The following is a 24,606-nucleotide window of genomic DNA, read 5'->3' as shown; positions in this document are numbered from 1 at the left end:
GAGCGCGTCTTAATGCAGATTCCGCAAAAGCGCGTCACCAAATTGATAGATCATCATAAAGTGGCGGCTTTCCCCCCGCAACCTCGCCTCACGCGGCCGCTCGAGACTGCGGTTAAAGGCCCCAAAGCGTTTTCCAGCGAAGTGGACCCGGTTCGCTTCAAGAAAACGCGTCAAAACAAGAATCTGGAACTGCCGCGACAGCTCTGCTAGCGCATCCACAAATCTCATTTCGCTGGACCCTGACATGACCGACGCCATCCGACCGCTGATTGCCGGCAACTGGAAAATGAACGGCCTGAAAGCCCAGGCTGCCGAATTCGACGCCATGCTCAACGGTGCGGCAGACGTGGCTGGCAAGGCCGACCTGCTGGTTTGCCCGCCGGCGACCCTGGTCGCCGCCTTCGCCGACAAGGCGCGCGGCAAGAAGGTCGCGGTGGGGGCCCAGGACTGCCATTCCAAGGTCTCCGGCGCCCATACCGGTGATGTCGCCGCCGAGATGCTGGTGGATGCGGGCGCAACCGCCATCATCGTCGGCCATTCCGAGCGCCGCGCCGACCACGGCGAGGGCGATGCTCTGGTCCGCCAGAAGGCCGAAGCCGCCTGGCGCGCCGGGGCGACGGCGATCGTCTGTATCGGCGAGACGCAAGGCCAGCGCGATGCCGGCCAAACCCTGGACGTCCTGCGCAGCCAGCTCGACGGTTCACTGCCAGACGGCTCCACCGCAGCCAATCTGGTCGTGGCCTACGAGCCGGTCTGGGCGATCGGCACCGGGCTGACGCCGACAACCAAGGATGTCGAGCAGATTCATGGCTTTATCCGGGAACTCCTGATCTCCCGGTTCAAAGCCGAAGGTGCCGGAATGCGCATCCTCTACGGCGGGTCGGTCAAGCCCTCGAATGCGGCCGAACTGATGGCGGTGAAAAACGTCAACGGTGCGCTGGTCGGCGGCGCCAGCCTGAAAGCAGCCGATTTCCTTGCGATCGCCAAGGGCTGCCCTAGCTAAGCGCTGCCCGGCTCGTTCAAACCGTTGGGTTCGGGTCCGATCGGGGGTGGCAATACCCCTCCCGATCGTGTAACACCGCGCAACTTCAGGAAAACCGCGAAGCGCGATCGGCCGCCGTCAGGCGCCGTCCGCTTGTGACGGAAGGATATTATGCAGACCGTTGTCATCGTCATCCACCTCATGATCGTCGCCGTCATGATCGGCACCGTCCTGCTCCAGAAGTCGGAAGGCGGCGGGCTCGGCATGAGCGGAGGCGCCGGCTTCATGTCGAGCCGCGGCACTGCGAACCTTCTGACGCGGACCACCGCGATCCTGGCCGTCGGCTTCTTTCTCACCAGCCTGTTCCTGTCCTGGTACGCCGGCTACGACCGCAAGCCGTCATCGATCATTGGCACGCCTGCGTCGCAGACCCAGCCGGCCGGCGGATCGCCGATCGCGCCGCCGACCTCGGGCGGCATCCTGGATTCGCTGAAGAAGGCCGACGAGCAGCAGCAGAACCAGGCGCCATCAGGTCCGCAGGTGCCGCGCTCGCAATAAAGCAGGGGGGCCATGCAGGCCGGCTGCTACCGTCCTGCATCAACAATCCCCATCAAGACACTGTCACCACTCTTAGTTCTGGCTCACCCACAGGCCCGCGAAATCTTTTGGGGCGGAATACGAATCGCTTTGGCGAATCGAATTTAGGGGATTAGAGGTTAAGTCCCATGGCGCGGTACATATTCATCACCGGCGGCGTGGTTTCTTCGCTCGGCAAGGGTTTGGCTTCAGCGGCACTCGGTGCCCTGCTGCAGGCCCGGGGCTACAAGGTCCGCCTCCGCAAGCTCGACCCCTATCTCAACCTCGATCCCGGAACGATGTCGCCGTACCAGCACGGCGAAGTGTTCGTAACCGACGACGGCGCGGAGACCGATCTCGATCTCGGTCACTACGAGCGCTTCACCGGGCGGCCTGCGACCAAGGCCGACAACATCACGACAGGGCGCATCTACCAGGACATCATCTCCAAGGAGCGCCGCGGCGACTATCTCGGCGCGACCATCCAGGTTGTTCCGCACGTCACCAACGCCATCAAGGAGTTCGTCCTCGACGGCAATGACGATTACGACTTCGTGCTGGTCGAGATCGGCGGCACCGTCGGCGATATCGAGGGGCTGCCGTTCTTCGAGGCGATCCGCCAGCTCAAGAACGAGCTGCCGCGCGATCACGCCGTCTATATCCACCTCACGCTGCTGCCCTATATCCCGAGCGCCGGCGAGCTCAAGACCAAGCCGACGCAGCACTCGGTGAAGGAGCTGCGCTCGATCGGCATCCAGCCGGACATCCTGCTCTGCCGCACCGACCGCGAGATCCCGAAGGAGGAGCGGCGCAAGCTCGGGCTGTTCTGCAACGTGCGCGAAAGCGCCGTGATCGAGGCGCGCGACGTCGACAACATCTACGCCGTGCCCGAGGCCTATCACAACGCGGGACTCGACGACGAGGTGCTCGCGGCCTTCGGCATCGCCTCGCGCATTCCGCCGGAGCTGCGCAGCTGGCAAGAGATCAACGAGCGCATCCGCAACCCCGAAGGCAACGTCACCATCGCCATCGTCGGCAAGTACACCGGCATGAAGGATGCGTATAAGTCGCTGATCGAGGCCCTCTCGCATGGCGGCATCGCCAACAAGGTGAAGGTCAATCTCGACTGGATCGAGAGCGAGATCTTCGAGAAGGAGGATCCTGCGCCGTTCCTCGAGCACGTCAACGGCATCCTGGTGCCCGGAGGTTTCGGCCAGCGTGGCGCGGAAGGAAAGATCAAGGCGGCGCAGTTCGCGCGTGAGCGCGACGTGCCGTATTTCGGCATCTGCTTCGGCATGCAGATGGCGGTGATCGAGGCGGCGCGAAACCTCGTCGGAATCGAGGACGCCAATTCCACCGAGTTCGGCCCCACCAGGGAGCCTTTGGTCGGCCTGATGACGGAATGGCTGCGCGGCAACGAGCTCGAGAAGCGCTCGCAGGTCGGCGACCTCGGCGGCACGATGCGGTTGGGCGCCTATCCCGCCGCGCTCAATCGCGGCAGCCGCGTCTCACAGGTCTATGGCGGCGCGACCGAGATCTCCGAGCGTCACCGCCATCGCTACGAGGTCAACACCGCCTACAAGGATCGGCTCGAGCAGCACGGCTTGAAGTTCTCAGGGCTCTCGCCCGACGGCGTGCTGCCTGAGATCGTCGAGTACGAGGATCACCCCTGGTTCATCGGCGTCCAGTTTCACCCCGAGTTGAAGTCGCGGCCGTTCGAGCCGCATCCGCTGTTCGCCTCGTTCATCGAGGCGGCGGCGAAGCAGAGCCGGCTCGTGTAGCGCGCTCCGGGCCTTTGACGATCGCGCCGTTTGTTGCGACAACTCCGACCGCAAGAACAACAATCCAGGGAGTGAGCTCCGATGATCTATGAAATGCGTCAGTATCGCTGCGTGCCCGGCCGTCTGCCGGCGCTCTTGAAGCGCTTTGACACGGTCACGCTGAAGATCTGGGAGAGGCACGGCATCAAGCAGGCCGGCTTCTTCACGACGCTGATCGGTGAATCCAACCAGGAGCTCACCTATTTCCTGGCCTGGGAGTCGCTCGCCGAGCGCGAGAAGAAGTGGGGCGCGTTCATGACCGATCCGGAATGGATCGAGGCCCGCGCCAAGTCGGAAGCGGACGGCCAGATCGTCGCCAACATCGTCAGCCAGATCCTGGCGCCGACCGCCTTCTCCTCGGTGAAGTAGCGCTGCTGCCGCAGCGGGGAACCCTGGCGCAACCCTGATATTCGAACGGCCCGGGCGGAAGAGGGTTGATCCGACCCTCATCACGGCTATGGTCGCGCCGAAACGAGGGATTTGCCTTGAGCTCTTCGAAGTCAGCGGCGCCGGTCGTCACCATTGGCACGGTCAAGTTCGGCAACGATCTGCCGATCTCGATCATTGCCGGGCCCTGCCAGCTCGAGAGCCGTCAGCATGCGCTGGAGGTCGCCTCCGCGCTGAAGGAGATCGCCGCGCGGCTGAACATTGGCCTCGTCTACAAGACCTCCTTCGACAAGGCCAACCGCACCAGCGCGTCGGCGGCGCGCGGGCTTGGCCTCGCCCAGTCGCTGCCGATCTTCGCCGAGATCCGATCCTCCCTCGGCCTGCCTGTGCTGACCGACGTGCACGAGGCCACGCAATGTGCCGAGGTGGCGCAGGCCGTGGATATCTTGCAGATCCCCGCCTTCCTGTGCCGCCAGACCGATCTCCTGTTGGCCGCGGCCGCAACCGGCAAGGTCGTCAACGTCAAGAAGGGCCAGTTCCTGGCGCCCTGGGACATGGCCAATGTGGTGAGCAAGATCACCGGCGCCGACAATCCCAACGTGCTCGTCACCGAACGCGGTGTGTCCTTCGGCTACAACACGCTGGTCTCCGACATGCGCGCGCTGCCGATCCTGGCGCGTACCACCGGTGCGCCCGTGATCTTCGACGCCACCCATTCGGTGCAGCAGCCCGGCGGGAAGGGGACCTCCTCGGGCGGCGAGCGCGAATTCGTGCCGGTGCTCGCACGTGCGGCCGTTGCGGTCGGCGTTGCCGGCGTCTTCATCGAGACCCATCCTGATCCTGATCGCGCGCCCTCGGACGGGCCCAACATGGTGCCCCTGCGCGAGTTCGAGGCGCTGATCGCCAGGCTGATGGCATTCGACGCGCTCGCAAAGAATCCGCGCTGATGCAGGAAGGCGAGGCGCGGCCGCACGACCACGGCTTGCCGACAGCGCTCTACGTCATCTCGGGCGCGAGCTTCGCCGCTGCACTCTCGGCACGCGCGCTCGATCCGGTGCTACCGCACGTCGCCGAGGATTTTGGCGTCAGCATCGCCACTGCCGCGGGCTTTGCCGCGGTGTTCGCTTTCACCTTCTCGATCATCCAGCCGATCATCGGCGCCGCCGCCGATCTGTTCGGCAAGACGCGGCTGATGATCGGCTGCCTCGCGCTGCTCGGCCTTGCCAACATCCTCGGCGCGCTCTCGTCCTCGTTCTCGGTTTTGTTCGCGACCCGCATTCTCGCCGGCATCGGCTCCGGCGGCGTGTTTCCGGTGGCGCTGAGCCTCACCAGCGATCTTGTCGGGCCCGACAAGCGCCAGGTCGCGATCAGCCGCACGCTCGCCGGCGCCATGACCGGCAATCTGCTCGGCGCCTCGGCCTCCGGCCTGATCGGCGATTTCCTCGGCTGGCGTGGCGTGCTGGCGGTGCTCGGCGCGCTCGTGATCGTCGCCTCGATCGCCGTTGCGGCCGGCTTCCGCGGCGCCAAGGTCAAGCATCCGCCGAAGACGAGCCTGTCGGCGCTGAAGGCCGGCTATCGCACCATCTTCACCAATCCGAACGCCTATGTCTGCTACTCGGCGGTGTTCATCGAAGGCTGCTGCGTGCTCGGGCTGTTTCCCTACATCGCTTCGTTCCTGTTCGAGCTCGGCCAGACCTCGCTGTCGATCGCCGGCATCGTCATCGCCGGCTTTGCGGTCGGCGGCCTGTTCTACACGCTGACGGTGTCGCGCCTGCTGCCTTGGCTGGGCGTCAAGGGCATGATGATCGCGGGCATGACGCTGGTGGCCTCGCAGCTCGTCGCCGTGGCCTTCGGCCCGCGCTGGGAGGTTCAGGCGCTGAACCTCATCGTCATGGGCTGGGGGTTCTACATTGCCCATGGCTGTCTCCAGGTCTTCGCCAGCGAGCTCTCGGTCGAGGCGCGCGCCACCGCGTTGTCGCTGCATTCGTTCTTCTTCTTCATGGGGCAGACCGTGGGGCCGCTCGCCTATGGCTTCGGCCTCCAGCACGCCGGCAAGATGCCGACGCTGCTTGTGAGCGCTGCGATCATGGTGGTGCTGGGCCTCGTCTGCGCCCGACTGCTCAAGCAGCGCGCGCCGGCGGATGCGCGCTGACGTCCAGGGGGCCCTCGAGTGGGCCGTCGCCCCACCATGACACCGGCGGTCGCGTATGCATGGCACACGAATTGCTTTTAATCTGGGCAAATCGAGGTGTGGACCGTGGATGCGCAGCCCGACCGTTTGCCCAGCCCAGCAGGCACGCCTGGATCGACCGGGTATTCGACCAGGCCTCCGCTCCGCCGCTTCCTGACCGATTGCCACGAGGAGTTCAGGCTCGATCATTCCGGCGAACTTGCCGATTACATCCCCGAGCTGAAGCGCGCCAACCCTGATCATTTCGGTATCGCGCTCGTCACCATCGACGGCCATGTCTACGAGGTTGGCGACAGCGCGGTGCCGTTCACGATCCAGTCGGTGTCGAAGGCGTTCGTCTTTGCGCTGGCGTTGGAGATGGTCGGCGAAGAGCGTGTCGCGGCCACCATCGGGGTCGAACCGAGCGGCGAAGCGTTCAATTCGATCAGGCTCACCAACGACAACCGTCCCTTCAACCCAATGGTCAATGCCGGCGCGATCGCCTGCTCGGGCCTGATTTACGAGGTGGACGGGAAGGGCGCCTTCGAGCGCGTCCGGGCCAAGCTCAGCGAGTTCGCGGGCCGCCAGCTCGGCGTCGATGATGCCGTTCATGCCTCAGAGACGGCGACCGGCAATCGCAACCGCGCCATTGCCTGGCTGCTTCGGAATTACGCGGTGCTGCCGGATGACGTCGACGCCGTGCTCGACGTCTATTTCCGCCAGTGCGCCATCCTCGTCACCGCGCGCGATCTGGCGGTGATGGCGGCAACGCTTGCGAACCGCGGCATCAATCCAGTGACGGGCGTGCAGGTGATCACGCCGCACATCGTCGCGCGCACGCTCTCGGTGATGACGAGCTCGGGCATGTACGACTATGCCGGCGAGTGGACATATCGCGTCGGTATTCCCGCCAAGAGTGGCGTCGGCGGCGGCATCGTCGCGGCGCTGCCCTCGCAGATGGGGCTCGGCACTTTCTCGCCGTTGCTCGATGACCATTTCAACAGCGTGCGCGGCCTGAAAGTATGCGAGGCGCTGTCGGCGCGCTACGATCTGCACATGCTCAACCGCAATGCCGACGTCCGCACCAGCATCATGGCGGATTACGACATCTACGGGATCTCCTCGCGCCGCAGCCGCCAGCCGCACGAGCAGCAGATCCTCGATGATCGCCACAGCGACGTCCGTGTGCTCGAACTGGTCGGCGCGATGAATTTCGCCACCATCGACTATGTGACGCGAAAGCTCAGCAGCGATCCGCCGGACGCGCCGCTTCTGATCATCGATTTCCGCCGCGTGCCCGACATCACCGCGGCCGGCGCCGAACTGCTCGGCGAGACGCTGACCGCGCTCGGTCGCGGCGGCGTCATTGCGATCCTGTCGGGCCTCGAGGAGACCTCCGCGGTCTGGCGCGCGATCTCCGCCCGCGCCGCGGATTCGCGCCGGCTGCGGCGCTTCACGCTGCTCGACGACGCCATCGAATGGGCCGAGGACCAGGTGATCTACCGCTTTGGTGGCTTCACCGACGTGACGGAGAGCACGCATCTCCACGAACAGGCGCTGCTCGCCGAGCTCGACGCCGACGAGATCGCCGCCATCGTCAAGCTCTCGACCGCGCGGCGTTACGCGGCCGGCCAGCGCATCATCGCGGCCGGCGAGCCCGCAAATTCGCTGTTCTTCCTCCAGAGCGGCATGGTCAGCGTCAAGCTGCCGAGCGGTGTGAGGCTGGCTTCCCTCGGCCCCGGCATGGAGTTCGGCGAGATGGCGATTCTGGAGGGACGCCGCAGCGCCGATGTCTTTGCCGATACCCCCGTCGCCTGCCTCGAACTGCCGCTGGACAGCTTTGCCGATTACCGCCGCCTGCACCCGGAAACGGCATTGAAGATCATGCGCAATCTCGCCGCGATCCTGGCGCGGCGGCTGGTGCTCGCGAATGCGAAGGTGGATTTGCTCAGCGCCTATTGATCGGCCATTGGTGCTTATGCCTGTTCCACGGATGCAGCGGGCGCGCCGCACTTCGCCGTGTGGTGCGCTGCCGGTCCGGGCGCCATCGCGGTGCTGGGGTTCTGGCTCAGCGGAGCACCGTTCGAAGCTTCGCCCCCGTCCGGGACTTGCGAGAGGCTCAGCCCCGCCCGCGATACGGCGCGACGCCTTGCTCGGGCACCCACAGGCCCTTCGGCACGCGACCGGTCTGCCAGAACACGTCGATCGGGATGCCGCCGCGCGGATACCAGTAGCCTCCGATGCGCAGCCATTTCGGCTTGATCTCGCTGGCGATACGCTTGCCGATCATCACGGTGCAGTCCTCGTGGAAGGCGCCGTGGTTGCGGAAGCTGGCGATGTAGAGCTTGAGGGACTTCGACTCCAGCAGCCAGGCACCCGGCGCGTAGTCGATCATCAGATGCGCGAAGTCAGGCTGGCCCGTGACCGGGCAGAGCGAGGTGAATTCCGGCACCGTGAAGCGTACCAGATAGTCGGTGCCCTTTTGCGGATTGGGCACGCGGTCGAGCTGAGCTTCTTCCGGCGTGTGCGGCCACTCGACCGCCCGGCCGAGCTGGAGGGATTTCTTCGCCATCGTCGTCGCATCCTGTTTCGGGTGCCGGGATGGACGCAAATGCCGCTGTCGTCAACCGCTCGCGGTCGTCTGGATCATGACGATCCGGTCGTTGCCGGATTCGCAGCCCCAGAGTTCGCCCGGCCTGCCATCGAGCTGGCGCACATTGGCGTTGGCCTTGTCGCTGGCGAACACGTTGAACCGCTCGGTGATGGGATCGAAGCGCACGATGGCGTTGGCGGAGAAATCCGTGAGCCAGACTTTATCCTTGTCATCGACGTAGACGGCGTAGGCGCGGGGGCGTTCGCCCGGCAGCTTCCACGTCTTCCAGGAGCCATCGGCGGGATCGTGCACCGAGACGTGGCCGCTGTTCCACTCGCTGACCCAGATCCGGCCCTTCGAGTCCGACCACACCCGCCGCGAGCCCTGGTTCGGCGTCGGCGGCTCGACCACGGTCGCATTGCCGCTCGCGAGGTCGATCTTGGCGATATAACTGCCGGCAAGCGAGGCGTACCAGACATCGCCCTTGGGCGTAACCGTGATACCGTACGGACCGATGCCCTTCGGTGCCTTGAACACATTCATTTCGCCAGTCTTCGGCGTGAGCCGGCCGTAATAGCCGGACAGGCCGGTGAACCAGTAGGTCCCTTGCTTGTCGAACACGCCAGTGTTGAGATTGGCGTAGGCGAACTTTTCCGGCAGGCGGAACAGCGTGACCTTGAGATCGCCGGGGTCGACCCGCGCGATCGCGTTCTGGCCGCCCTCGGTGATCCAGGGCGCGCCGTCGGGGCCGATGGTCACGCCATGCGGCGCTGCGCCCTGGCCGAGGCTGACCGTCTTGAAACTGCCATCCCGCGGATCGAGCCTGCCGAGCAGGCCCTTGCCCTGCGCCGTGAACCAGACCGCGCCGTCAGGCGCGGGGGTGAGATCATGCAGGCCGATGCCCGGGCTGACGGGGTAGTATTTCGTCCGGAACGGGGCTTCCTGCGCAAACCCTGGGCGGGCGGTGAGCAGAACGGCGCTCGAAGCAAGAAACTGGCGGCGATTCATGGCGTTACCCCGACTGTTTCAGATTGAGGTTGGGCACGCGGACCAGATGCGGTCGAGAATAGTCCGAGGCGCTCCACGCGTCAGTCGAAGCGGCTCTTCCAAGCGTTCACATTTGCTTGCGGCCCGTGTAAGACCCGCGGCACCGATCAGCCCTAACGAACGGAAGTGGACATCATGACCGCCATCATCGACATCATCGGCCGCGAAATCCTCGATAGCCGGGGCAATCCCACCGTCGAGGTCGATGTCGTGCTGGAGGACGGCGCGCTCGGCCGCGCTGCGGTGCCGTCGGGCGCCTCCACCGGCGCCCACGAGGCCGTGGAACTGCGCGACGGCGACAAGGCCCGCTATCTCGGTAAGGGCGTCTCCAAGGCTGTCGGCGCCGTCAACGGCGAGATCTTCGAGGCCCTGAGCGGCCTCGACGTCGAGCAGCAGGCCCAGATCGACCAGATCATGATCGACCTCGACGGCACGCCGAACAAGAGCCGGCTGGGCGCCAACGCCATCCTCGGCGTCTCGCTCGCCTGCGCCAAGGCCGCCGCGAACTCGCTGGACATGCCGCTCTACCGTTACGTCGGCGGCACCTCCGCGCGCCTGTTGCCGGTGCCGATGATGAACATCATCAATGGCGGCGTGCATGCCGACAACCCGATCGACTTCCAGGAGTTCATGATCCTGCCCGTCGGCGCGTCGAGCTTTGCCGAGGGCCTGCGCTACGGCGCGGAAGTCTTCCACACGCTGAAGTCGGAGCTGAAGAAGGCCGGCCACAACACCAATGTCGGCGACGAGGGCGGCTTTGCGCCGAACCTGCCGTCGGCGGATGCCGCGCTCGACTTCGTCATGAACGCGATCGGCAAGGCCGGCTTCAAGGCGGGCACCGACATCGTGCTCGGCCTCGACTGCGCCTCGACCGAGTTCTTCAAGGACGGCAAATACGTCTACGAAGGCGAGGGCAAGACCCGCTCGATCTCCGAGCAGGCGAAGTATCTTGCAGATCTGGTCTCGCGCTATCCGATCGTGACCATCGAGGACGGCATGTCGGAAGACGACATGGAGGGCTGGAAGGAGCTCACTGATCTCATCGGCAAGAAGTGCCAGCTGGTCGGCGACGATCTCTTCGTCACCAACGTCAAGCGCCTCGCCGAAGGCATCAAGGCGGGCCGCGCCAACTCGATCCTGATCAAGGTCAACCAGATCGGCACGCTGACCGAGACGCTCGCCGCCGTCGAAATGGCGCACAAGGCCGGCTACACCTCGGTGATGTCGCATCGCTCCGGCGAGACCGAGGATTCCACCATCGCCGACCTCGCGGTCGCCACCAATTGCGGTCAGATCAAGACCGGCTCTCTTGCGCGGTCGGATCGCACCGCCAAATACAACCAGCTCCTGCGCATCGAGCAGCAGCTCGGCAAGCAGGCGCTCTACGGCGGCAAGGCGGCACTGAAGGCGCTGGCATAAGCCGGCGCTTTACCAAACACAGGGGAGGACCGACATGAGCGACGGCAAGTCCGGACTGCAGCTGCGTTCGCTGCTCAAGAAAAGCGGCGAGCTGGAGTTGTCCCTCGTGAACGTCCCGACGCCGGAGCCGGCCGACGACGAGGTCGTGGTTCGCGTCGAGGCGACGCCGATCAACCCCTCCGACCTCGGGCTCCTGATCGGGCCCGCCGACATGTCGGCCGCCAAGGCCTCCGGCACGAAGGAGATGCCCGTCATCACCGCGACGATGCCGGAGGCGGCGATGCGGATGATGGGAGCCCGGCTCGATCAGTCGCTGCCGGTCGGCAACGAGGGCGCCGGCACCGTGATCGGGGCCGGGTCGTCGGACGCTGCGAAGGCCCTGATGGGCAAGACGGTGTCGATGATCGGCGGCGCGATGTACACGCAGTACCGCGTGCTGAAGGTCCGCGACGTCATGGAGCTGCCGGCGGGCACCACGGCCGCCGACGGCGCGTCCTGGTTCGTCAATCCGCTGACCGCGCTCGGCATGACCGAGACGATGCGGCGCGAGAACCACAAGGCGCTCGTGCACACCGCGGCGGCCTCCAATCTCGGCCAGATGCTCAACAAGATCTGCATCAAGGACGGCATCGGCCTCGTCAACATCGTCCGGAGCAAGGAGCAGGCCGATATCCTGCGCAAGATCGGCGCCAAGTACATCGTGGATTCCAGCGCGCCTGATTTTACGGACGCTCTCACCAATGCGCTGGTCGAGACCGGCGCCACGATCGCGTTCGACGCCATCGGTGGCGGCAAGCTGGCCAGCCAGATTCTGACCGCGATGGAAGTTGCGGCCAACAAGACCGCGAAGGAATACAGCCGCTACGGCTCCAACGTGTACAAGCAGGTCTATATCTACGGCAGCCTCGACAATCGGCCGACCGAATTGAGCCGGTCGTTCGGCCTGACCTGGGGCGTCGGCGGCTGGCTGCTGACGCCGTTCCTCCAGAAGATCGGCCCGGCCGAGATCGGCCGCCTGCGCCAGCGCGTGGCGTCCGAGCTCAAGACCACCTTCGCCAGTCACTACACCAAGGTGGTCTCGCTGGCCGAGGCGCTCGATCCCGCCAACATCGCCGTGTACGGCAAACGCGCCACCGGCGAAAAATTCCTCATCAACCCGAATAAATCGTGACCTGCGACGGCGCGTGACCCCGGGGGCAGGGGCCGGCCGCGCCGGCCTATCCTGGCTTGATCGACATGTTCATGCCTGAGCAGTCGGGCGAACGACGATCTCGCCGACATCCACGCTATCTGGTTGCGCTATCGCGAAAGCGATGGCTTCTGCGATCGCGCTCGCCGGAATGGCCAGCGCCTTCATGCTCGCCAGCCCCTCATCCCGTAGCACGGAATCCGTCATGGAGGATGGAAGCTCGGTGTCGACATAACCGGGGGAGATGGTCGTCACCCGAAGCGACGGGCCGGCCTCCTGACGAAGCCCTTCGGAAATCGCCCTGACGGCGTTCTTGGATCCCGCGTAGACGGCCATTGTCGGAACGACCTTGATGCCGGCGGTCGACAGGGTGTTGACGAAGTGGCCAAAGCCCTGACGACGGAAGACGGGAAGGGCCGCAGCGATCCCGTAGAGCACGCCTTTCACGTTCACGTCGATCATATCGTCCCAATCGTCGACCCTCAGATCGTCCAGACGGGAAATCGGTGCAATCCCGGCATTGTTGATCATGACGTCCAGCTTTCCGCATCGGTCCGTTGCGAGACCGACGAGCCTGGCGACATCCTCGCGCTGCCTGACGTCGGTGACGAGATACGACGCCTTTCCGCCCTTCGAGGTGATGCTCGCGGTCAGCATCTCCAGCCTCTCGGAACGCCGTGCGGCGAGGACCACGATGGCGCCACGTTCTGCGAGATGCCGGGCAGTGGCTTCGCCAATTCCGCTGCTGGCGCCCGTGATGGCGATGACCTTGCCTGCGATGCCTGTCATAGATGTTCCATCCAATTCGTTACGCGATGAAATTCGCATCGGTAGCGAGGATGATCTATGTTTGAAATGCTCGAAAATCGTCGAGATCGGATCAAGCCTTGGACAAACTTCCGGACGAGCACTTCGACAAGCGCTTCGACAGGCACTTGGGCAAACAGTTGGACAAGACCTTGGACCCTCTGTCCCAGGCCTTCTCACTCCTGGACGTTCGCGCTGCGCGTTGCACGAGGTTCGAGGCGGGCGGCCATTGGTCGTATCGGTTCCCGGCAAAACCCGCCCTGAAGTTCGGCGCGGTCATCCGAGGCGATTGCTGGATCGACTTTGGTGACGAAGCCCATCATCGGCTTGCCACCGGCGACTGTTTTCTTCTCGCCAATGCACCAGCCTACGTTCTGGCCAACGACGAACGCCTCGCGCCCGAAGACGGATTGGCGGCGTTCGATTGGGCGCAGTCGGATGTTGCGCGTGGCGCAGGGAGCGATACCGTTCTGCTTGCCGGCAGTTTCGGTTTCGAGGCATCGGACGCCGAATTGCTGCTCGATGCGCTGCCCCGCTTTCTGCTCATACCATCGCGCAGTCGCTCGGCAGCCGTCATTCATTCCACGCTCCACATTCTCGACCTTGAAATCAGGGGGACGGGAATCGGAACGGCCGTACTCACCGACAGGCTCGCCGACGTCCTGCTCGTCCAGGTGCTCCGCGCGGCGCTGGATCAGGGTGCCGGCGAGGGACTTGGATGGATCAACGCGCTGGTCGATGCCAGGATCGGCAAGGCAATCAGGCTGATGCACGAAGACGCTGCTCACCCCTGGACCCTGGAAGCATTGGCCGACGCGATCGCAATGTCGCGATCCGCATTTTCGAAGCGGTTCAAGTCCCTGGTGGGGCTGGCGCCGCTCGACTACCTCCTTCGGTGGCGAATGCGGCTTGCGCGCGATCAGCTGCGACGCGGTGCGACCGTCTCGGCAACCGCCGCGCAACTGGGATATTCGTCGGAAAGCGCCTTCGGGCATGCCTTCAAACGAATCTACGGCCATGCACCGAAGCGATACTGGCGTGGACAGGCCACCGGCGAAAAAATTCCCCATCGCCCCAAATAAATAATCGTGACGTGCGACGGCACGTCACCGAAAGAAGGTCTTGCCTTCTGAGCGACGCGGGGGATTATTCCGCCGCCATTTCAAGCGGACGAACCGCAAGGCGCTCAGAAGGGACATTCCATGACCGATCTCAATCGCCGTCACCTGCTCGCAGGCGCCGCCGCCATGGGCGCGGCGGCCGTCACCGGGCTCGGGCCCATCGCCGCGAATGCCTCAGTGCCGCAAGCCGGGACGCAGGCGCCGGGCTTCTATCGTTACAAAGTCGGCAGCTTCGAGTGCACCTCGATCAACGACGGCGCGCGCACCTTCCCGATGCCTGACAAGTTCGTCGTCAACATTCCGAAGGAGGAGGCGCTGGCGGCCGGCGAGGCGGCCTACATGCCGAAGGGCATGGTCACCGTGCCGTTCAATCCGCAGCTCATCAACACCGGTTCCAAGCTGGTCCTGATCGACACCGGCAATGGCATTGCGAATTTCGAGGCGAGCAAGGGCGCGGTCGGCCGCACGCTGCAAAACCTTCAGGCCGCCGGCGTCGACCCCAAGAACGTCGACGTCGTGCTGTTGTCGCATCTGCACCCCGACCATACCAACGGCATCCGTTTGGCCGACGGCGCGCTGGCCTTCCCGAATGCGGAGATCATGGTGCCGGGCAAGGACTGGGAGTTCTGGACCAGCGAGGACAACGCTGCCAAGGCCGAAGCCAATCCGATGATGAAGAACTACTTCGCCAACGTGAAGAAGACCTTCGCCGGCCTCGAATCCAAGGTGACGAAGTACGAATGGGGCAAGGAGGTCGCGCCCGGCATCACCTCCATCGCGACACCCGGCCACACGCCCGGGCACACCTCCTTCGCAGTCGCCTCGGGCGACGCCAAGGTGCTGATCCAGTCCGACGTCACCAACATTCCGGAGTTCTTCCTGCGCAATCCGGACTGGCACGTGGTGTTCGACAACGACGCCGCGATGGCGCAGGCGACGCGCCACAAGTTCTACGACATGGCGGCAGCGGAAAAGGCGACCGTGATCGGCTTCCACTTCGCCTTCCCCTCGGTCGGCCATGTCGAGAAGGACGGCGCCAAATATCGCCTGATCCCGTCGGCGTGGAATCCGACGATCTGATCTGCACGCGGCGTTTGCGCGAACGACCGGGCCGCCACCTGGCGGCCCGATTTGTTTGGGCTGCATTCGCGAAACGCAGCGTTTCCAAATCGGACCAATTCATGCACTTGCATCCATTGGTCCGGTTGGCTTAAGTGCCGTCCCGGCACTCCCGCTCAAGCCCTCGAGGACATTCCATGGCCTACAACATCGTCACGATCGCCGGCAGCCTGCGCAAGGACAGCTTCTCGCTCAAGATCGCCAATGCGCTCGCCAAGCTGGCGCCTGGCTCGCTCAGGCTCGAGGTCGTCACGCCGGCAGGCATTTCGTTCTTCAACCAGGACCTCGAGGGCGCGCCGCCCGCGGACTGGCTCGCCTTCCGCGAAAAGCTCCAGAAGTCGAACGGCGTCCTGTTCGTCACGCCCGAATACAACCGTTCGATCCCGGGCGTTCTGAAGAATGCCATCGACGTCGCCTCGCGGCCCTACGGCAAGAGCTCGTTCCTCGGCAAGCCGGTCGGCATCATCTCCAACTCGCCGGGGCTGCTCGGCGGCGTCAGCGCGGCCAAGCATCTGCAAAACATTCTGCCGGGCATTTCCGGTCCGGTTCTCCAGCAGCCGGAGATCTACCTCAGCGGCGTCGGCGACGCCTTCGACGCGGACGGCAATCTGACCAAGGACTCCCTCAAGACGGTGCTGCAGCAATTCATCGACGCCTTCGCCGCGCATGTGGCGAAACATCAGGGCTGACGTCTAAGCCAAGGCTGCTCGACTCTCCGTCATGCCCGGGCTTGTCCCGGGCATCCACGTTCTTCGTTATCGCAGGCAAAGTACGTGGATGGCCGGGACAAGCCCGGCCATGACGGGATAGTGTGCCTCGTTTCGGCAATTAGCACTCCCTTAACCAACCTGTCCCATCTTCCCAAGATGGTCTCGCGCGCGCGCCTGAAATCGATCCTGACCGGTCTTGCCCTCTATGCGATGGCGGCGGCCATCGTCGGCTATTTCGGCGTCAACGCCTATACCGGCAAATACGGCCTCAACGCCCGCCAGGAGCTCGACCAGGAGATCATCGCGCTGACCAGCGAGCTGGCCCAGCTCAAGCGTGAGCGCGCCAGGAGCGAACAGCGGGTGTCGCTGCTGCGGTCCGAGAAGATCGACCCCGACATGCTGGACGAGCGAGCGCGCTTCCAGCTCGACTACGTCAATTCGCGCGATCTCGTTCGGATGATCCCGGCGAAGTAGCGCATCCGCAGCTTTCGAAAGCGGCACCGAAAGCCGCTGCCGAAACCGACTTGCGTGTCCCAATTCCAGCGAAAGTCGTAGGCCTGGAACCCGACGGCCGCCTTGACGGCCGCGCCGCAACGAGCGCATGGCTTCCGGCGCCTTTGTTGACGCAGATCAACCGGGCAGCACCGGCAGTTTCTAGACTGTCATCCGGAGGAAACAGTGATGAATGGGTCAATGCCCCGGCATCACGCGGCCCGTGTCGAGGCCGCCATCACGTCAGGCCAGGCGGCTCGGTCCGCGCTCGTGGCCTCGTGGCGTCGTTCCTCCCGGTTGCATCATCTCGATCCCGGCGGCCGTACCGCGCCGATACGGCTGACCGAAGCCGAGCTGCACCGCGCGCGCGAACGTGTCGCGCCGCTTCTGGCTGCGGCGCAAGGCGCGATGGACCGGCTGTATCAGGCTGTCGGCGCCGCGGGCTGCTGCGTGCTGCTCGCCGACGGCGATGGCGTGCCGGTCGATCGCCGCGGCACGGTGGCGGACGACGCGACGTTTCAGTCCTGGGGCCTGTGGACGGGTGCGCTCTGGAGCGAGGAGCACGAGGGCACCAACGGCATCGGTACCTGCCTCGTCGAGCAGCGCCCGCTGACGATCGATCGCGACCAGCATTTCTTTGCCCGCAATACGCTTCTGAGCTGCACCGCGGTTCCGATCCACGACCATGAGGCCGCGCTTGTCGGTGTGCTCGACGTCTCCTCCTGCCGCGCCGACCGCACCGACTGCTTCGCCAGCCTGATCGCGCTCGCGACGGGCGAGGCGGCCAGGCGTATCGAGGCCGACCTGTTTCGAAAGGCTTTTGCCGATGCCCGCATCGTGCTGACGCAAGCTGCGGACGGAAGTTGCAGCGGCCTCGTTGCGGTCGATGCGGACGATCTCGTGATCGGCGCGACCCGCTCCGCCCGGGTGGCGCTCGGAATCGCGCCCGGCCGGGCATTGCAGCCGGTGCCTGCCGCCGACCTTCTCGGCGGTGATACCGCGCGCGATCACCTTGCCGGCGGCCAGCGCGCGGTGTTGCAGCGGGCGCTGCTTCGCGCCGGCGGCAACGTCTCGGCAGCCGCCAAGGCCCTCGGCGTCAGCCGCGCCACGCTGCACAGGAAGCTGAAGCGGTTCGAGCTGAACCACTGAGCTGCGTTGTTTCCTAAGAATCGTCATTGCGAGAAGCGAAGCGACGAAGCAATCCAGAGTCTTTCCGCGGAGGGACTCTGGATTGCTTCGCTGCGCTCGCAATGACGGGCAGCCGCCCCACCTGTCGCAGAAGTGCGACAGGTCCGCCCCACCATCGCTCCCGCCCGGGCTGACAGAAAACGCCTCCCGCATCATCGTCGGCGCAAGTCGTGAACACACGACGACAAGCAAGCAGCAAACATCGGGAGTGATCAATGAACAAGGTGGAATTCCTCAGCGTCACCAAAGTTCCCTTTGCCGAACGCTACGACAATTTCATCGGCGGCAAGTTCGTGGCGCCGATCTCCGGCAAGTATTTCGACAATGCCTCGCCGGTGACCGGCCAGATCGTCTGCAAGATCGCGCGGTCCGATGCGCAAGACATCGAGGCGGCGCTCGACGCGGCGCATGCCGCCAAAACCGCCTGGGGCCGCACCAGCGTCGCCGAGCGTGCCGCGATCCTGAACCGGATTGCCGACCGCATGGAGGAGAATCTCGAGCGCCTTGCGATTGCCGAGACCTGGGACAACGGCAAGCCGATCCGAGAGACCCGCGCCGCCGACCTGCCGCTCGCGATCGATCACTTCCGCTATTTCGCCGGCGTCGTCCGCGCCCAGGAAGGCTCGATCGGCGAGATCGACCATGACACCGTCGCCTATCATTTCCACGAACCGCTCGGCGTGGTCGGCCAGATCATCCCCTGGAACTTCCCGCTGCTGATGGCCTGCTGGAAGCTTGCGCCTGCGCTTGCCGCCGGCAATTGCGTCGTGCTCAAGCCCGCCGAGCAGACGCCGGCCTCGATCATGGTCTGGGCCGAGATCATCGCGGATATCCTGCCGCCCGGTGTCCTCAACATCGTCAACGGCTTTGGCCTCGAGGCCGGCAAGCCGCTGGCGTCCAGCCCGCGCATCGCCAAGATCGCCTTCACCGGTGAGACCACGACGGGGCGGCTGATCATGCAGTACGCCAGCCAGAACCTCATTCCCGTCACGCTTGAGCTCGGCGGCAAGTCGCCGAACATCTTCTTCAAGGACGTCATCGCCGAAGACGACGACTTCTTCGACAAGGCGATCGAAGGTTTCGTCATGTTCGCGCTGAACCAGGGCGAGGTCTGCACCTGTCCGAGCCGGGCGCTGGTCCACGCGGATATCTATGACCGCTTCATGGAGCGGGCGCTGAAGCGCGTCGCCGCGATCAAGCAGGGCGATCCGCGCGATCCCACTACCATGATCGGCGCTCAGGCATCCAGCGAGCAGCTGTCCAAGATCCTCTCCTACATCGACATCGGCAAGGAGGAGGGCGCCAAGGTGCTGGCCGGCGGCGGCCGTGCCGAGCTCGCGGGCGATCTCGCCGGCGGCTTCTACGTCCAGCCGACCGTGTTCGAGGGCCACAACAAGATGCGAATCTTCCAGGAGGAGATTTTCGGCCCCGTCGTCTCGGTCACGACCTTCAGGACCGACGAGGAGGCGCTCGCGATCGCCAACGACACACTCTACGGATTGGGTGCCGGCGTCTGGAGTCGCGACGCCAACCGCTGCTACCGCTTCGGCCGGGAGATCCAGGCCGGCCGGGTCTGGACCAACTGCTACCATGCCTATCCCGCGCATGCGGCCTTCGGCGGCTACAAGCAGTCGGGCGTCGGGCGCGAGACCCACAAGATGATGCTCGATCATTACCAGCAGACCAAGAACCTCCTGGTCAGCTATAGCCCCAAGAAGCTCGGTTTCTTCTGATGAGGGATGTCCCGCTCAGGAGGCCGTCATGCCCGGGCTTGTCCCGGGCATCCACGTCCTCCGTGCCGCGGGGCAAGGCGTGGATGGCCGGGACGAGCCCGGCCATGACGTCGCGGAAGCTGCAGCGCCCCATTCGTGGGACGAGTTTTCGACCGGCAGGATTCTGTTGGTTCGCAGTTCTTGATCTGCTCACGAATCCGCGCGCGCCCATGTGCGCATAGATTTGTTACCCGATCAGCGCCAAAGATTTTGCAATATTTCGATCACGTTGCAGTGCGGCATAATGAAAGGCGTGTCATGCCGCCGCGGTGCTTTCGCACGCGATTGACTTGGGTTAGAGAGGGCGAAAGTTTTCTCTGACCCGGAATTCCCATGGCCGCCCCCAAGAAAGCCGCCGCAAGCCCTCCACAGGATAAGACCGACGGCGGTTCGCCTCCGGAATTCACCAGGGAGCAGGAGCTCAAGGCGCTCCGCGACATGCTCCTGATCCGTCGGTTCGAGGAAAAGGCAGGCCAGCTCTACGGCATGGGCGCGATCGGCGGCTTCTGTCACCTCTATATCGGCCAGGAGGCCGTAGTGGTCGGCATGCAGATGGCGCTGAAGCAGGGCGATCAGGTCATTACCGGCTATCGCGATCACGGCCACATGCTTGCCACCGGCATGGATGCCAACGGCGTCATGGCCGAGCTCACGGGCCGCAGCGGCGGCTACTCCAAGGGCAAGGGCGGCTCCATGCACATGTTCAGCAAGGAGAAGCACTTTTATGGCGGCCACGGCATCGTCGGCGCCCAGGTCTCGCTCGGCACCGGGCTTGCCTTTGCCAATCACTATCGCGGCAACGACAATGTCAGCGTCACCTATTTCGGCGACGGCGCGGCCAATCAGGGCCAGGTCTATGAGAGCTTCAACATGGCGGAGCTCTGGAAGCTGCCGGTGATCTACGTCATCGAGAACAACCGCTACGCCATGGGCACATCGGTCTCGCGCGCCTCGGCGCAGCAGGATTTCTCCAAGCGCGGCGTCTCCTTCAACATCCCCGGCAAGCAGGTCGACGGCATGGACGTCCGTGCCGTGAAGGCGGCGGGCGAGGAGGCGGCGGCCTGGTGCCGCGCCGGCAAGGGGCCCTTCATCCTGGAGATGCAGACCTATCGCTATCGCGGGCACTCGATGTCCGACCCTGCAAAATATCGCACGCGCGAGGAGGTCGAGAAGGTCCGCCACGACCAGGATCCGATCGAGCAGGTGCGCAACCGCCTCCTGGCGGCGAAGGTCAGCGAGCAGGATCTGAAGGCGATCGATGCTGACGTGCGCGACATCGTCAACGCCGCCGCCGATTTCGCCCAGCACGATCCCGAGCCGGATGCCGCCGAGCTCTGGACCGACGTTTACCGCTGAACGCGCGCAAGCTTTCTTTTGGAGCCGATATGCCAATTCAAGTGCTGATGCCCGCGCTGTCGCCCACGATGGAGAAGGGCAACCTCGCCAAATGGCTGAAGAAAGAGGGCGAGACGATCAAGTCCGGTGACGTCATCGCCGAGATCGAGACCGACAAGGCGACCATGGAGGTCGAGGCGACCGACGAAGGCACGCTCGGCAAGATCCTGATCCCCGAGGGCACCGCCGACGTTGCGGTGAATACGCCGATCGCCACCATTCTCGCCGACGGCGAGAGCGCCGCTGATCTCGGCAAGGCGTCCGCGCCGGCCAAGCAGGAGAAGGCTGCCGAGTCGGCGCCCCCGGCCGCCGCCAAGGCCGAGGCGCCGCAGCCGAAGGCCGCCCCGCAGGCCGTTGCCGAGCCGGATCCGGAAGTGCCCGCGGGTACCGAGATGGTGACGCAGACCATCCGCGAAGCGCTGCGCGACGCCATGGCCGAGGAGATGCGCCGCGACGCGGACGTCTTCGTGATGGGTGAGGAGGTCGCCGAATATCAGGGCGCCTACAAGGTGACCCAGGGCCTGCTCCAGGAGTTCGGCGCCAAGCGCGTCATCGACACCCCGATCACCGAGCACGGCTTTGCCGGCGTCGGCGTCGGTGCCGCGATGACCGGCCTGAAGCCGATCGTCGAGTTCATGACCTTCAACTTCGCCATGCAGGCGATCGATCAGATCATCAACTCCGCGGCCAAGACGCTGTACATGTCCGGCGGCCAGATGGGCTGCTCGATCGTGTTCCGCGGACCTAACGGCGCGGCCGCGCGCGTTGCCGCCCAGCACAGCCAGGATTACTCGTCCTGGTACTCGCACATCCCGGGCCTGAAGGTGGTCGCGCCGTATTCGGCAGCCGACGCCAAGGGCCTGCTCAAGGCCGCGATCCGCGATCCCAATCCGGTGATCTTCCTTGAGAACGAGGTGCTCTACGGTCACACCGGCGAAGTGCCCAAGCTGGATGATTTCATCATCCCGATCGGCAAAGCGCGCATCGTGCGTTCCGGCAGCCACGTCACCATCATCTCCTGGTCGAACGGCATGACCTATGCGCTCAAGGCCGCCGACGAACTCGCCAAGGACGGCATCGAGGCCGAGGTGATCGACCTGCGCACGCTGCGCCCGATGGACACCGAGACCATCGTCAACTCCGTCAAGAAGACCGGTCGCGCGGTCACGGTGGAAGAGGGCTGGGCACAGAGCGGCGTCGGCGCCGAGATCGCCGCGCGTATCATGGAAAACGCCTTCGACTATCTGGATGCGCCGGTCGCGCGCGTTTCCGGCAAGGACGTCCCGATGCCCTATGCCGCGAACCTGGAGAAGCTCGCGCTGCCTTCGGCGGCGGAAGTCGTCGAGGCCGCCAAAGCCGTCTGCTACAGGTAGATCATGGCGGGCCCCAAGGAGCAGCCACTGCCGCCCGACGTCATGAGCCGCGACGACGCGGTCGAGATCCTGCGCGTATTCGTGTTGGACGGCGGGCTGTCGATGGCGTTCCAGCGCGCCTTCGAGGAACCCGACATGTGGGGCCTCTTGCTCGTCGATCTCGCCCGTCATGCTGCGCGCGCCTATGCGCGCGAGAGCGAATACACCGAGGAGGACGCGTTGAGCCGGATCCTCGAGATGTTCCAGGCCGAGATCGAGCGTCCTACCGACACCGGCACCACGACGCCACGCGGCAAGGGACACTGACCATGGCGATCGAATCCTACCACTTCGATTTCATGCTCGAGGCGATCCGCGAGGCGGAAGCCTCGATCGCTCAGGGCGGTCTGCCGATCGGTGCCGTGCTGACGCGCGACAACAAGATCATCGCCCGCGGCCACAACAACCGCGTGCAGGAGAACAACGTGATCCTGCACGGCGAGATGAGCTGCCTGCGCGAAGCCGGCGCGATCAAGTTCCACGATACCGTGATGTACACCACGCTGTCGCCATGCTCGATGTGCGCCGGGGCGCTCGCGCTGTTCAAGGTCAAGCTCGTGGTGATCGGGGAATCCGTCACCTTCCCCGGCTCCAAGGACATCCTCGACAAGTTCGGGATCCCCTGGATCGACCTTGCCGACGACCGCTCCATCACAATGATGAAGAATTGGCGTTCCATCCCAGCCAATGAGCGCCTGTGGCAGGGCGACATCGGCAACTAAACCTGGTCTGTTCGTCTTCGCATCGAGGACGACGTTTTTGAGAAGTTCTTCGTGAGGTCAGCATGCCCATCAACATCCTGATGCCCGCTCTCTCGCCGACGATGGAGAAGGGCAACCTCGCCAAGTGGCTGAAGAAGGAAGGCGACAAGGTCAAATCCGGCGACGTCATTGCCGAGATCGAGACCGACAAGGCGACCATGGAGGTCGAGGCGATCGACGAGGGCACGATCGCCAAGATCCTGGTGCCCGAGGGCACGCAGGATGTCCCGGTCAACGACGTGATCGCCGTGCTCGCCGGCGAAGGCGAGGACGTGAAGGCTGCGGGCAGCGCCAAGCCCAGCGCCTCGGCCGCGCCGCCCAAATCTGCTGAGAAGACGGCAGACAAGCCCGCCGAGGCTCCTGCTGCTGCACCGGATTCCGCGCCCAAGGCCGCTCCGGCGCCCGCGGCTGCACCTGCGCCGCAGGCGGCAGCGGCGGCTGCGCAAAGCAACGGCCATGGTGGCCGCGTGTTCTCGTCTCCGCTGGCACGGCGCCTGGCCAAGGACGCCGGCATCGATGTCTCGATGATTGCAGGTACCGGTCCACATGGCCGCGTGGTCGCCCGCGACGTCGAGCAGGCCAAATCGGGCAAGGGCCTCAAGGCACCTGCTGCTGCTCCGTCATCCGCGCCTTCGATCGCGCCGACGATGTCGGACAAGCAGATCCTGTCGCTGTTCGAGCCCGGCTCTTACGACATTGTCCCGCATGACGGCATGCGCCGCACCATTGCGCAGCGCCTGACCGCATCGATCCAGAACGTCCCGCACTTCTATCTCACCATCGACTGCGATATCGGCAAGCTGCTCGCCGCGCGCGAGGAAATCAATGCGGCGGCTCCCAAGGACAAGGAGAAGAAGCCGCTCTACAAGATCTCGGTCAACGACTTCGTCATCAAGGCGATGGCGGTGGCGCTGCAGAGGATCCCGAACTGCAATGTCAGCTGGACCGAAAGCGGCATGGTCAAGCATCATCATTCCGACGTCGGCGTTGCCGTCGCGATGCCCGGCGGCCTGATCACGCCGATCATCCGCAAGGCGGAGACCAAGACGCTCTCGACCATCTCGAACGAGATGAAGGATTTTGCCGCGCGCGCCCGTTCGCGCAAGCTCAAGCCCGAGGAGTACCAGGGCGGCACCACGGCCGTCTCCAACCTCGGCATGTACGGCATCAGCCACTTCACCGCCGTGATCAACCCGCCGCATGCGACGATCCTTGCGGTCGGCACCAGCGAGGAGCGTCCCGTGGTGCGCGGCGGCAAGATCGAGGTCGCGCACATGATGAGCGTGACCTTGTCCTGCGATCACCGCGCCATCGACGGCGCGCTCGGCGCCGAGCTGATCGGCGCCTTCAAGCAGCTGATCGAAAACCCCGTGATGATGATGGTCTGACGCGGCGGCAGAGGGGGCAACCTTGCATGTCCGGACCCGCTGGCCATGGATATCGCTGCTGCTCGGAGCCGTCGTCGCGCTCAATCCGATCGGGCTCGATTTTCTTCGTTCTGCGTTCTTTGCCGGCGAGCAACTGGCGCGGAACATCGCCCAGCCGATCGTGCTCACCGCACTGGCCGTGATGGTCCTGGTGGTGGTGCTCGAATGGCTGGTGAGGTCTCTTTTGGTCAAGCGCCGCGCCCGCGGCGCCTCTTGAGT

Annotated in this window: 25 protein-coding genes; 22 read left to right on the top strand and 3 right to left on the bottom strand. The window is 64.7% G+C overall.

Going from position 1 to position 24,606, the window contains the following annotated elements; translation table 11 throughout:
* The first annotated feature begins 12 nt into the window (after window positions 1–12).
* The 8 genes from FJV43_RS37060 (at window position 13) to glsA (ending at window position 7,897) form a co-directional block, all read left to right on the top strand.
* Window positions 13–210, top strand: a complete 198-nt coding sequence (locus FJV43_RS37060; protein WP_239623796.1) for a hypothetical protein — start codon at window positions 13–15, stop codon at window positions 208–210.
* A gap of 34 nt (window positions 211–244) precedes the next feature.
* Complete coding sequence (tpiA, locus tag FJV43_RS37055) at window positions 245–1,003, top strand: triose-phosphate isomerase (RefSeq protein WP_239623795.1); 759 nt, start codon at window positions 245–247, stop codon at window positions 1,001–1,003.
* A 150-nt stretch (window positions 1,004–1,153) separates the two neighbouring features.
* Window positions 1,154–1,540 (top strand): preprotein translocase subunit SecG, encoded by a 387-nt coding sequence (secG, locus tag FJV43_RS37050; RefSeq protein WP_239623794.1) that lies wholly within the window; start codon window positions 1,154–1,156, stop codon window positions 1,538–1,540.
* 167 nt (window positions 1,541–1,707) lie between these two features.
* Window positions 1,708–3,339, top strand: coding sequence for a CTP synthase (locus tag FJV43_RS37045; RefSeq protein ID WP_239623793.1), 1,632 nt, complete (start codon window positions 1,708–1,710; stop codon window positions 3,337–3,339).
* Window positions 3,340–3,420: 81 nt separating this feature from the next.
* On the top strand, window positions 3,421–3,747 hold the full coding sequence (locus tag FJV43_RS37040; RefSeq protein WP_239623792.1) for an NIPSNAP family protein: 327 nt from the start codon (window positions 3,421–3,423) through the stop codon (window positions 3,745–3,747).
* 116 nt (window positions 3,748–3,863) lie between these two features.
* A complete protein-coding gene (gene kdsA / locus FJV43_RS37035) occupies window positions 3,864–4,712 on the top strand; it encodes a 3-deoxy-8-phosphooctulonate synthase (protein ID WP_239623791.1) in 849 nt (282 codons plus the stop codon).
* The gene (locus tag FJV43_RS37030) at window positions 4,712–5,917 is read left to right on the top strand and encodes an MFS transporter (protein WP_239623790.1); all 1,206 of its coding nucleotides are present in this window, start codon (window positions 4,712–4,714) and stop codon (window positions 5,915–5,917) included. The genes kdsA and FJV43_RS37030 overlap by 1 nt, the downstream gene beginning before the upstream one ends.
* 105 nt (window positions 5,918–6,022) lie before the next feature.
* Window positions 6,023–7,897 (top strand): glutaminase A, encoded by a 1,875-nt coding sequence (gene glsA, locus FJV43_RS37025; RefSeq protein WP_239623789.1) that lies wholly within the window; start codon window positions 6,023–6,025, stop codon window positions 7,895–7,897.
* 157 nt (window positions 7,898–8,054) lie between these two features.
* Here glsA and queF read toward each other — a convergent pair whose 3' ends face one another.
* Both queF and FJV43_RS37015 read right to left on the bottom strand, forming a co-directional pair.
* On the bottom strand, window positions 8,055–8,507 hold the full coding sequence (gene queF, locus FJV43_RS37020; RefSeq protein WP_100230722.1) for a preQ(1) synthase: 453 nt from the start codon (window positions 8,505–8,507) through the stop codon (window positions 8,055–8,057).
* Window positions 8,508–8,558: 51 nt separating this feature from the next.
* Window positions 8,559–9,536: a lyase gene (locus FJV43_RS37015; protein ID WP_239623788.1), complete on the bottom strand. Its 978-nt coding sequence runs from the start codon at window positions 9,534–9,536 to the stop codon at window positions 8,559–8,561.
* A 174-nt stretch (window positions 9,537–9,710) separates the two neighbouring features.
* Between FJV43_RS37015 and eno the strand changes: the two genes are divergently transcribed.
* Both eno and FJV43_RS37005 read left to right on the top strand, forming a co-directional pair.
* Window positions 9,711–10,994, top strand: a complete 1,284-nt coding sequence (eno, locus tag FJV43_RS37010) for a phosphopyruvate hydratase (RefSeq protein WP_239623787.1) — start codon at window positions 9,711–9,713, stop codon at window positions 10,992–10,994.
* Window positions 10,995–11,028: 34 nt separating this feature from the next.
* Window positions 11,029–12,165, top strand: a complete 1,137-nt coding sequence (locus FJV43_RS37005) for a zinc-binding dehydrogenase (RefSeq protein WP_239623786.1) — start codon at window positions 11,029–11,031, stop codon at window positions 12,163–12,165.
* A gap of 69 nt (window positions 12,166–12,234) precedes the next feature.
* Here the strand turns inward: FJV43_RS37005 and FJV43_RS37000 are convergent, their stop codons facing one another.
* Window positions 12,235–12,972, bottom strand: coding sequence for an SDR family oxidoreductase (locus FJV43_RS37000; RefSeq protein ID WP_239623785.1), 738 nt, complete (start codon window positions 12,970–12,972; stop codon window positions 12,235–12,237).
* A 146-nt stretch (window positions 12,973–13,118) separates the two neighbouring features.
* On the opposite strand from FJV43_RS37000, the gene FJV43_RS36995 reads away from it, so the two are divergent.
* The 12 genes from FJV43_RS36995 to FJV43_RS36940 all read left to right on the top strand — a co-directional run bounded on the left by FJV43_RS36995 (window position 13,119) and on the right by FJV43_RS36940 (window position 24,604).
* Window positions 13,119–14,072, top strand: coding sequence for an AraC family transcriptional regulator (locus FJV43_RS36995; protein ID WP_239629784.1), 954 nt, complete (start codon window positions 13,119–13,121; stop codon window positions 14,070–14,072).
* Window positions 14,073–14,192: 120 nt separating this feature from the next.
* Entirely contained in the window at window positions 14,193–15,191 is a 999-nt protein-coding gene (locus tag FJV43_RS36990; RefSeq protein ID WP_239623784.1) for an MBL fold metallo-hydrolase, read from the top strand.
* A 176-nt stretch (window positions 15,192–15,367) separates the two neighbouring features.
* Window positions 15,368–15,919, top strand: coding sequence for an NAD(P)H-dependent oxidoreductase (locus FJV43_RS36985; RefSeq protein WP_239623783.1), 552 nt, complete (start codon window positions 15,368–15,370; stop codon window positions 15,917–15,919).
* A gap of 177 nt (window positions 15,920–16,096) precedes the next feature.
* Complete coding sequence (locus FJV43_RS36980) at window positions 16,097–16,414, top strand: septum formation initiator family protein (protein WP_239623782.1); 318 nt, start codon at window positions 16,097–16,099, stop codon at window positions 16,412–16,414.
* 207 nt (window positions 16,415–16,621) lie between these two features.
* Window positions 16,622–17,581 carry a GAF domain-containing protein gene (locus FJV43_RS36975; RefSeq protein WP_239623781.1) on the top strand — a complete coding sequence of 320 codons (960 nt, stop codon included), beginning with the start codon at window positions 16,622–16,624 and terminating at the stop codon, window positions 17,579–17,581.
* 254 nt (window positions 17,582–17,835) lie between these two features.
* A complete protein-coding gene (gene adh / locus FJV43_RS36970) occupies window positions 17,836–19,353 on the top strand; it encodes an aldehyde dehydrogenase (protein ID WP_239623780.1) in 1,518 nt (505 codons plus the stop codon).
* A 372-nt stretch (window positions 19,354–19,725) separates the two neighbouring features.
* Window positions 19,726–20,748, top strand: coding sequence for a pyruvate dehydrogenase (acetyl-transferring) E1 component subunit alpha (pdhA, locus tag FJV43_RS36965; protein WP_239623779.1), 1,023 nt, complete (start codon window positions 19,726–19,728; stop codon window positions 20,746–20,748).
* 29 nt (window positions 20,749–20,777) lie between these two features.
* Window positions 20,778–22,160: a pyruvate dehydrogenase complex E1 component subunit beta gene (locus tag FJV43_RS36960; RefSeq protein ID WP_239623778.1), complete on the top strand. Its 1,383-nt coding sequence runs from the start codon at window positions 20,778–20,780 to the stop codon at window positions 22,158–22,160.
* A gap of 3 nt (window positions 22,161–22,163) precedes the next feature.
* The gene (locus tag FJV43_RS36955; protein WP_239623777.1) at window positions 22,164–22,466 is read left to right on the top strand and encodes a DUF5076 domain-containing protein; all 303 of its coding nucleotides are present in this window, start codon (window positions 22,164–22,166) and stop codon (window positions 22,464–22,466) included.
* 2 nt (window positions 22,467–22,468) lie between these two features.
* Window positions 22,469–22,921, top strand: a complete 453-nt coding sequence (locus FJV43_RS36950; protein WP_239623776.1) for a nucleoside deaminase — start codon at window positions 22,469–22,471, stop codon at window positions 22,919–22,921.
* Window positions 22,922–22,983: 62 nt separating this feature from the next.
* A complete protein-coding gene (locus tag FJV43_RS36945; RefSeq protein ID WP_239623775.1) occupies window positions 22,984–24,348 on the top strand; it encodes a pyruvate dehydrogenase complex dihydrolipoamide acetyltransferase in 1,365 nt (454 codons plus the stop codon).
* Between the two features lie 22 nt (window positions 24,349–24,370).
* Window positions 24,371–24,604 (top strand): hypothetical protein, encoded by a 234-nt coding sequence (locus FJV43_RS36940; RefSeq protein ID WP_239623774.1) that lies wholly within the window; start codon window positions 24,371–24,373, stop codon window positions 24,602–24,604.
* Window positions 24,605–24,606 lie beyond the last annotated feature (2 nt).

The sequence above is a fragment of the Bradyrhizobium sp. I71 genome, from assembly GCF_022354745.1.
Classification (GTDB): Bacteria; Pseudomonadota; Alphaproteobacteria; order Rhizobiales; family Xanthobacteraceae; genus Bradyrhizobium; species Bradyrhizobium liaoningense.
Note: the sequence above shows the minus strand (reverse complement) of the source record. Positions and strands in the feature narration are given on the sequence as shown.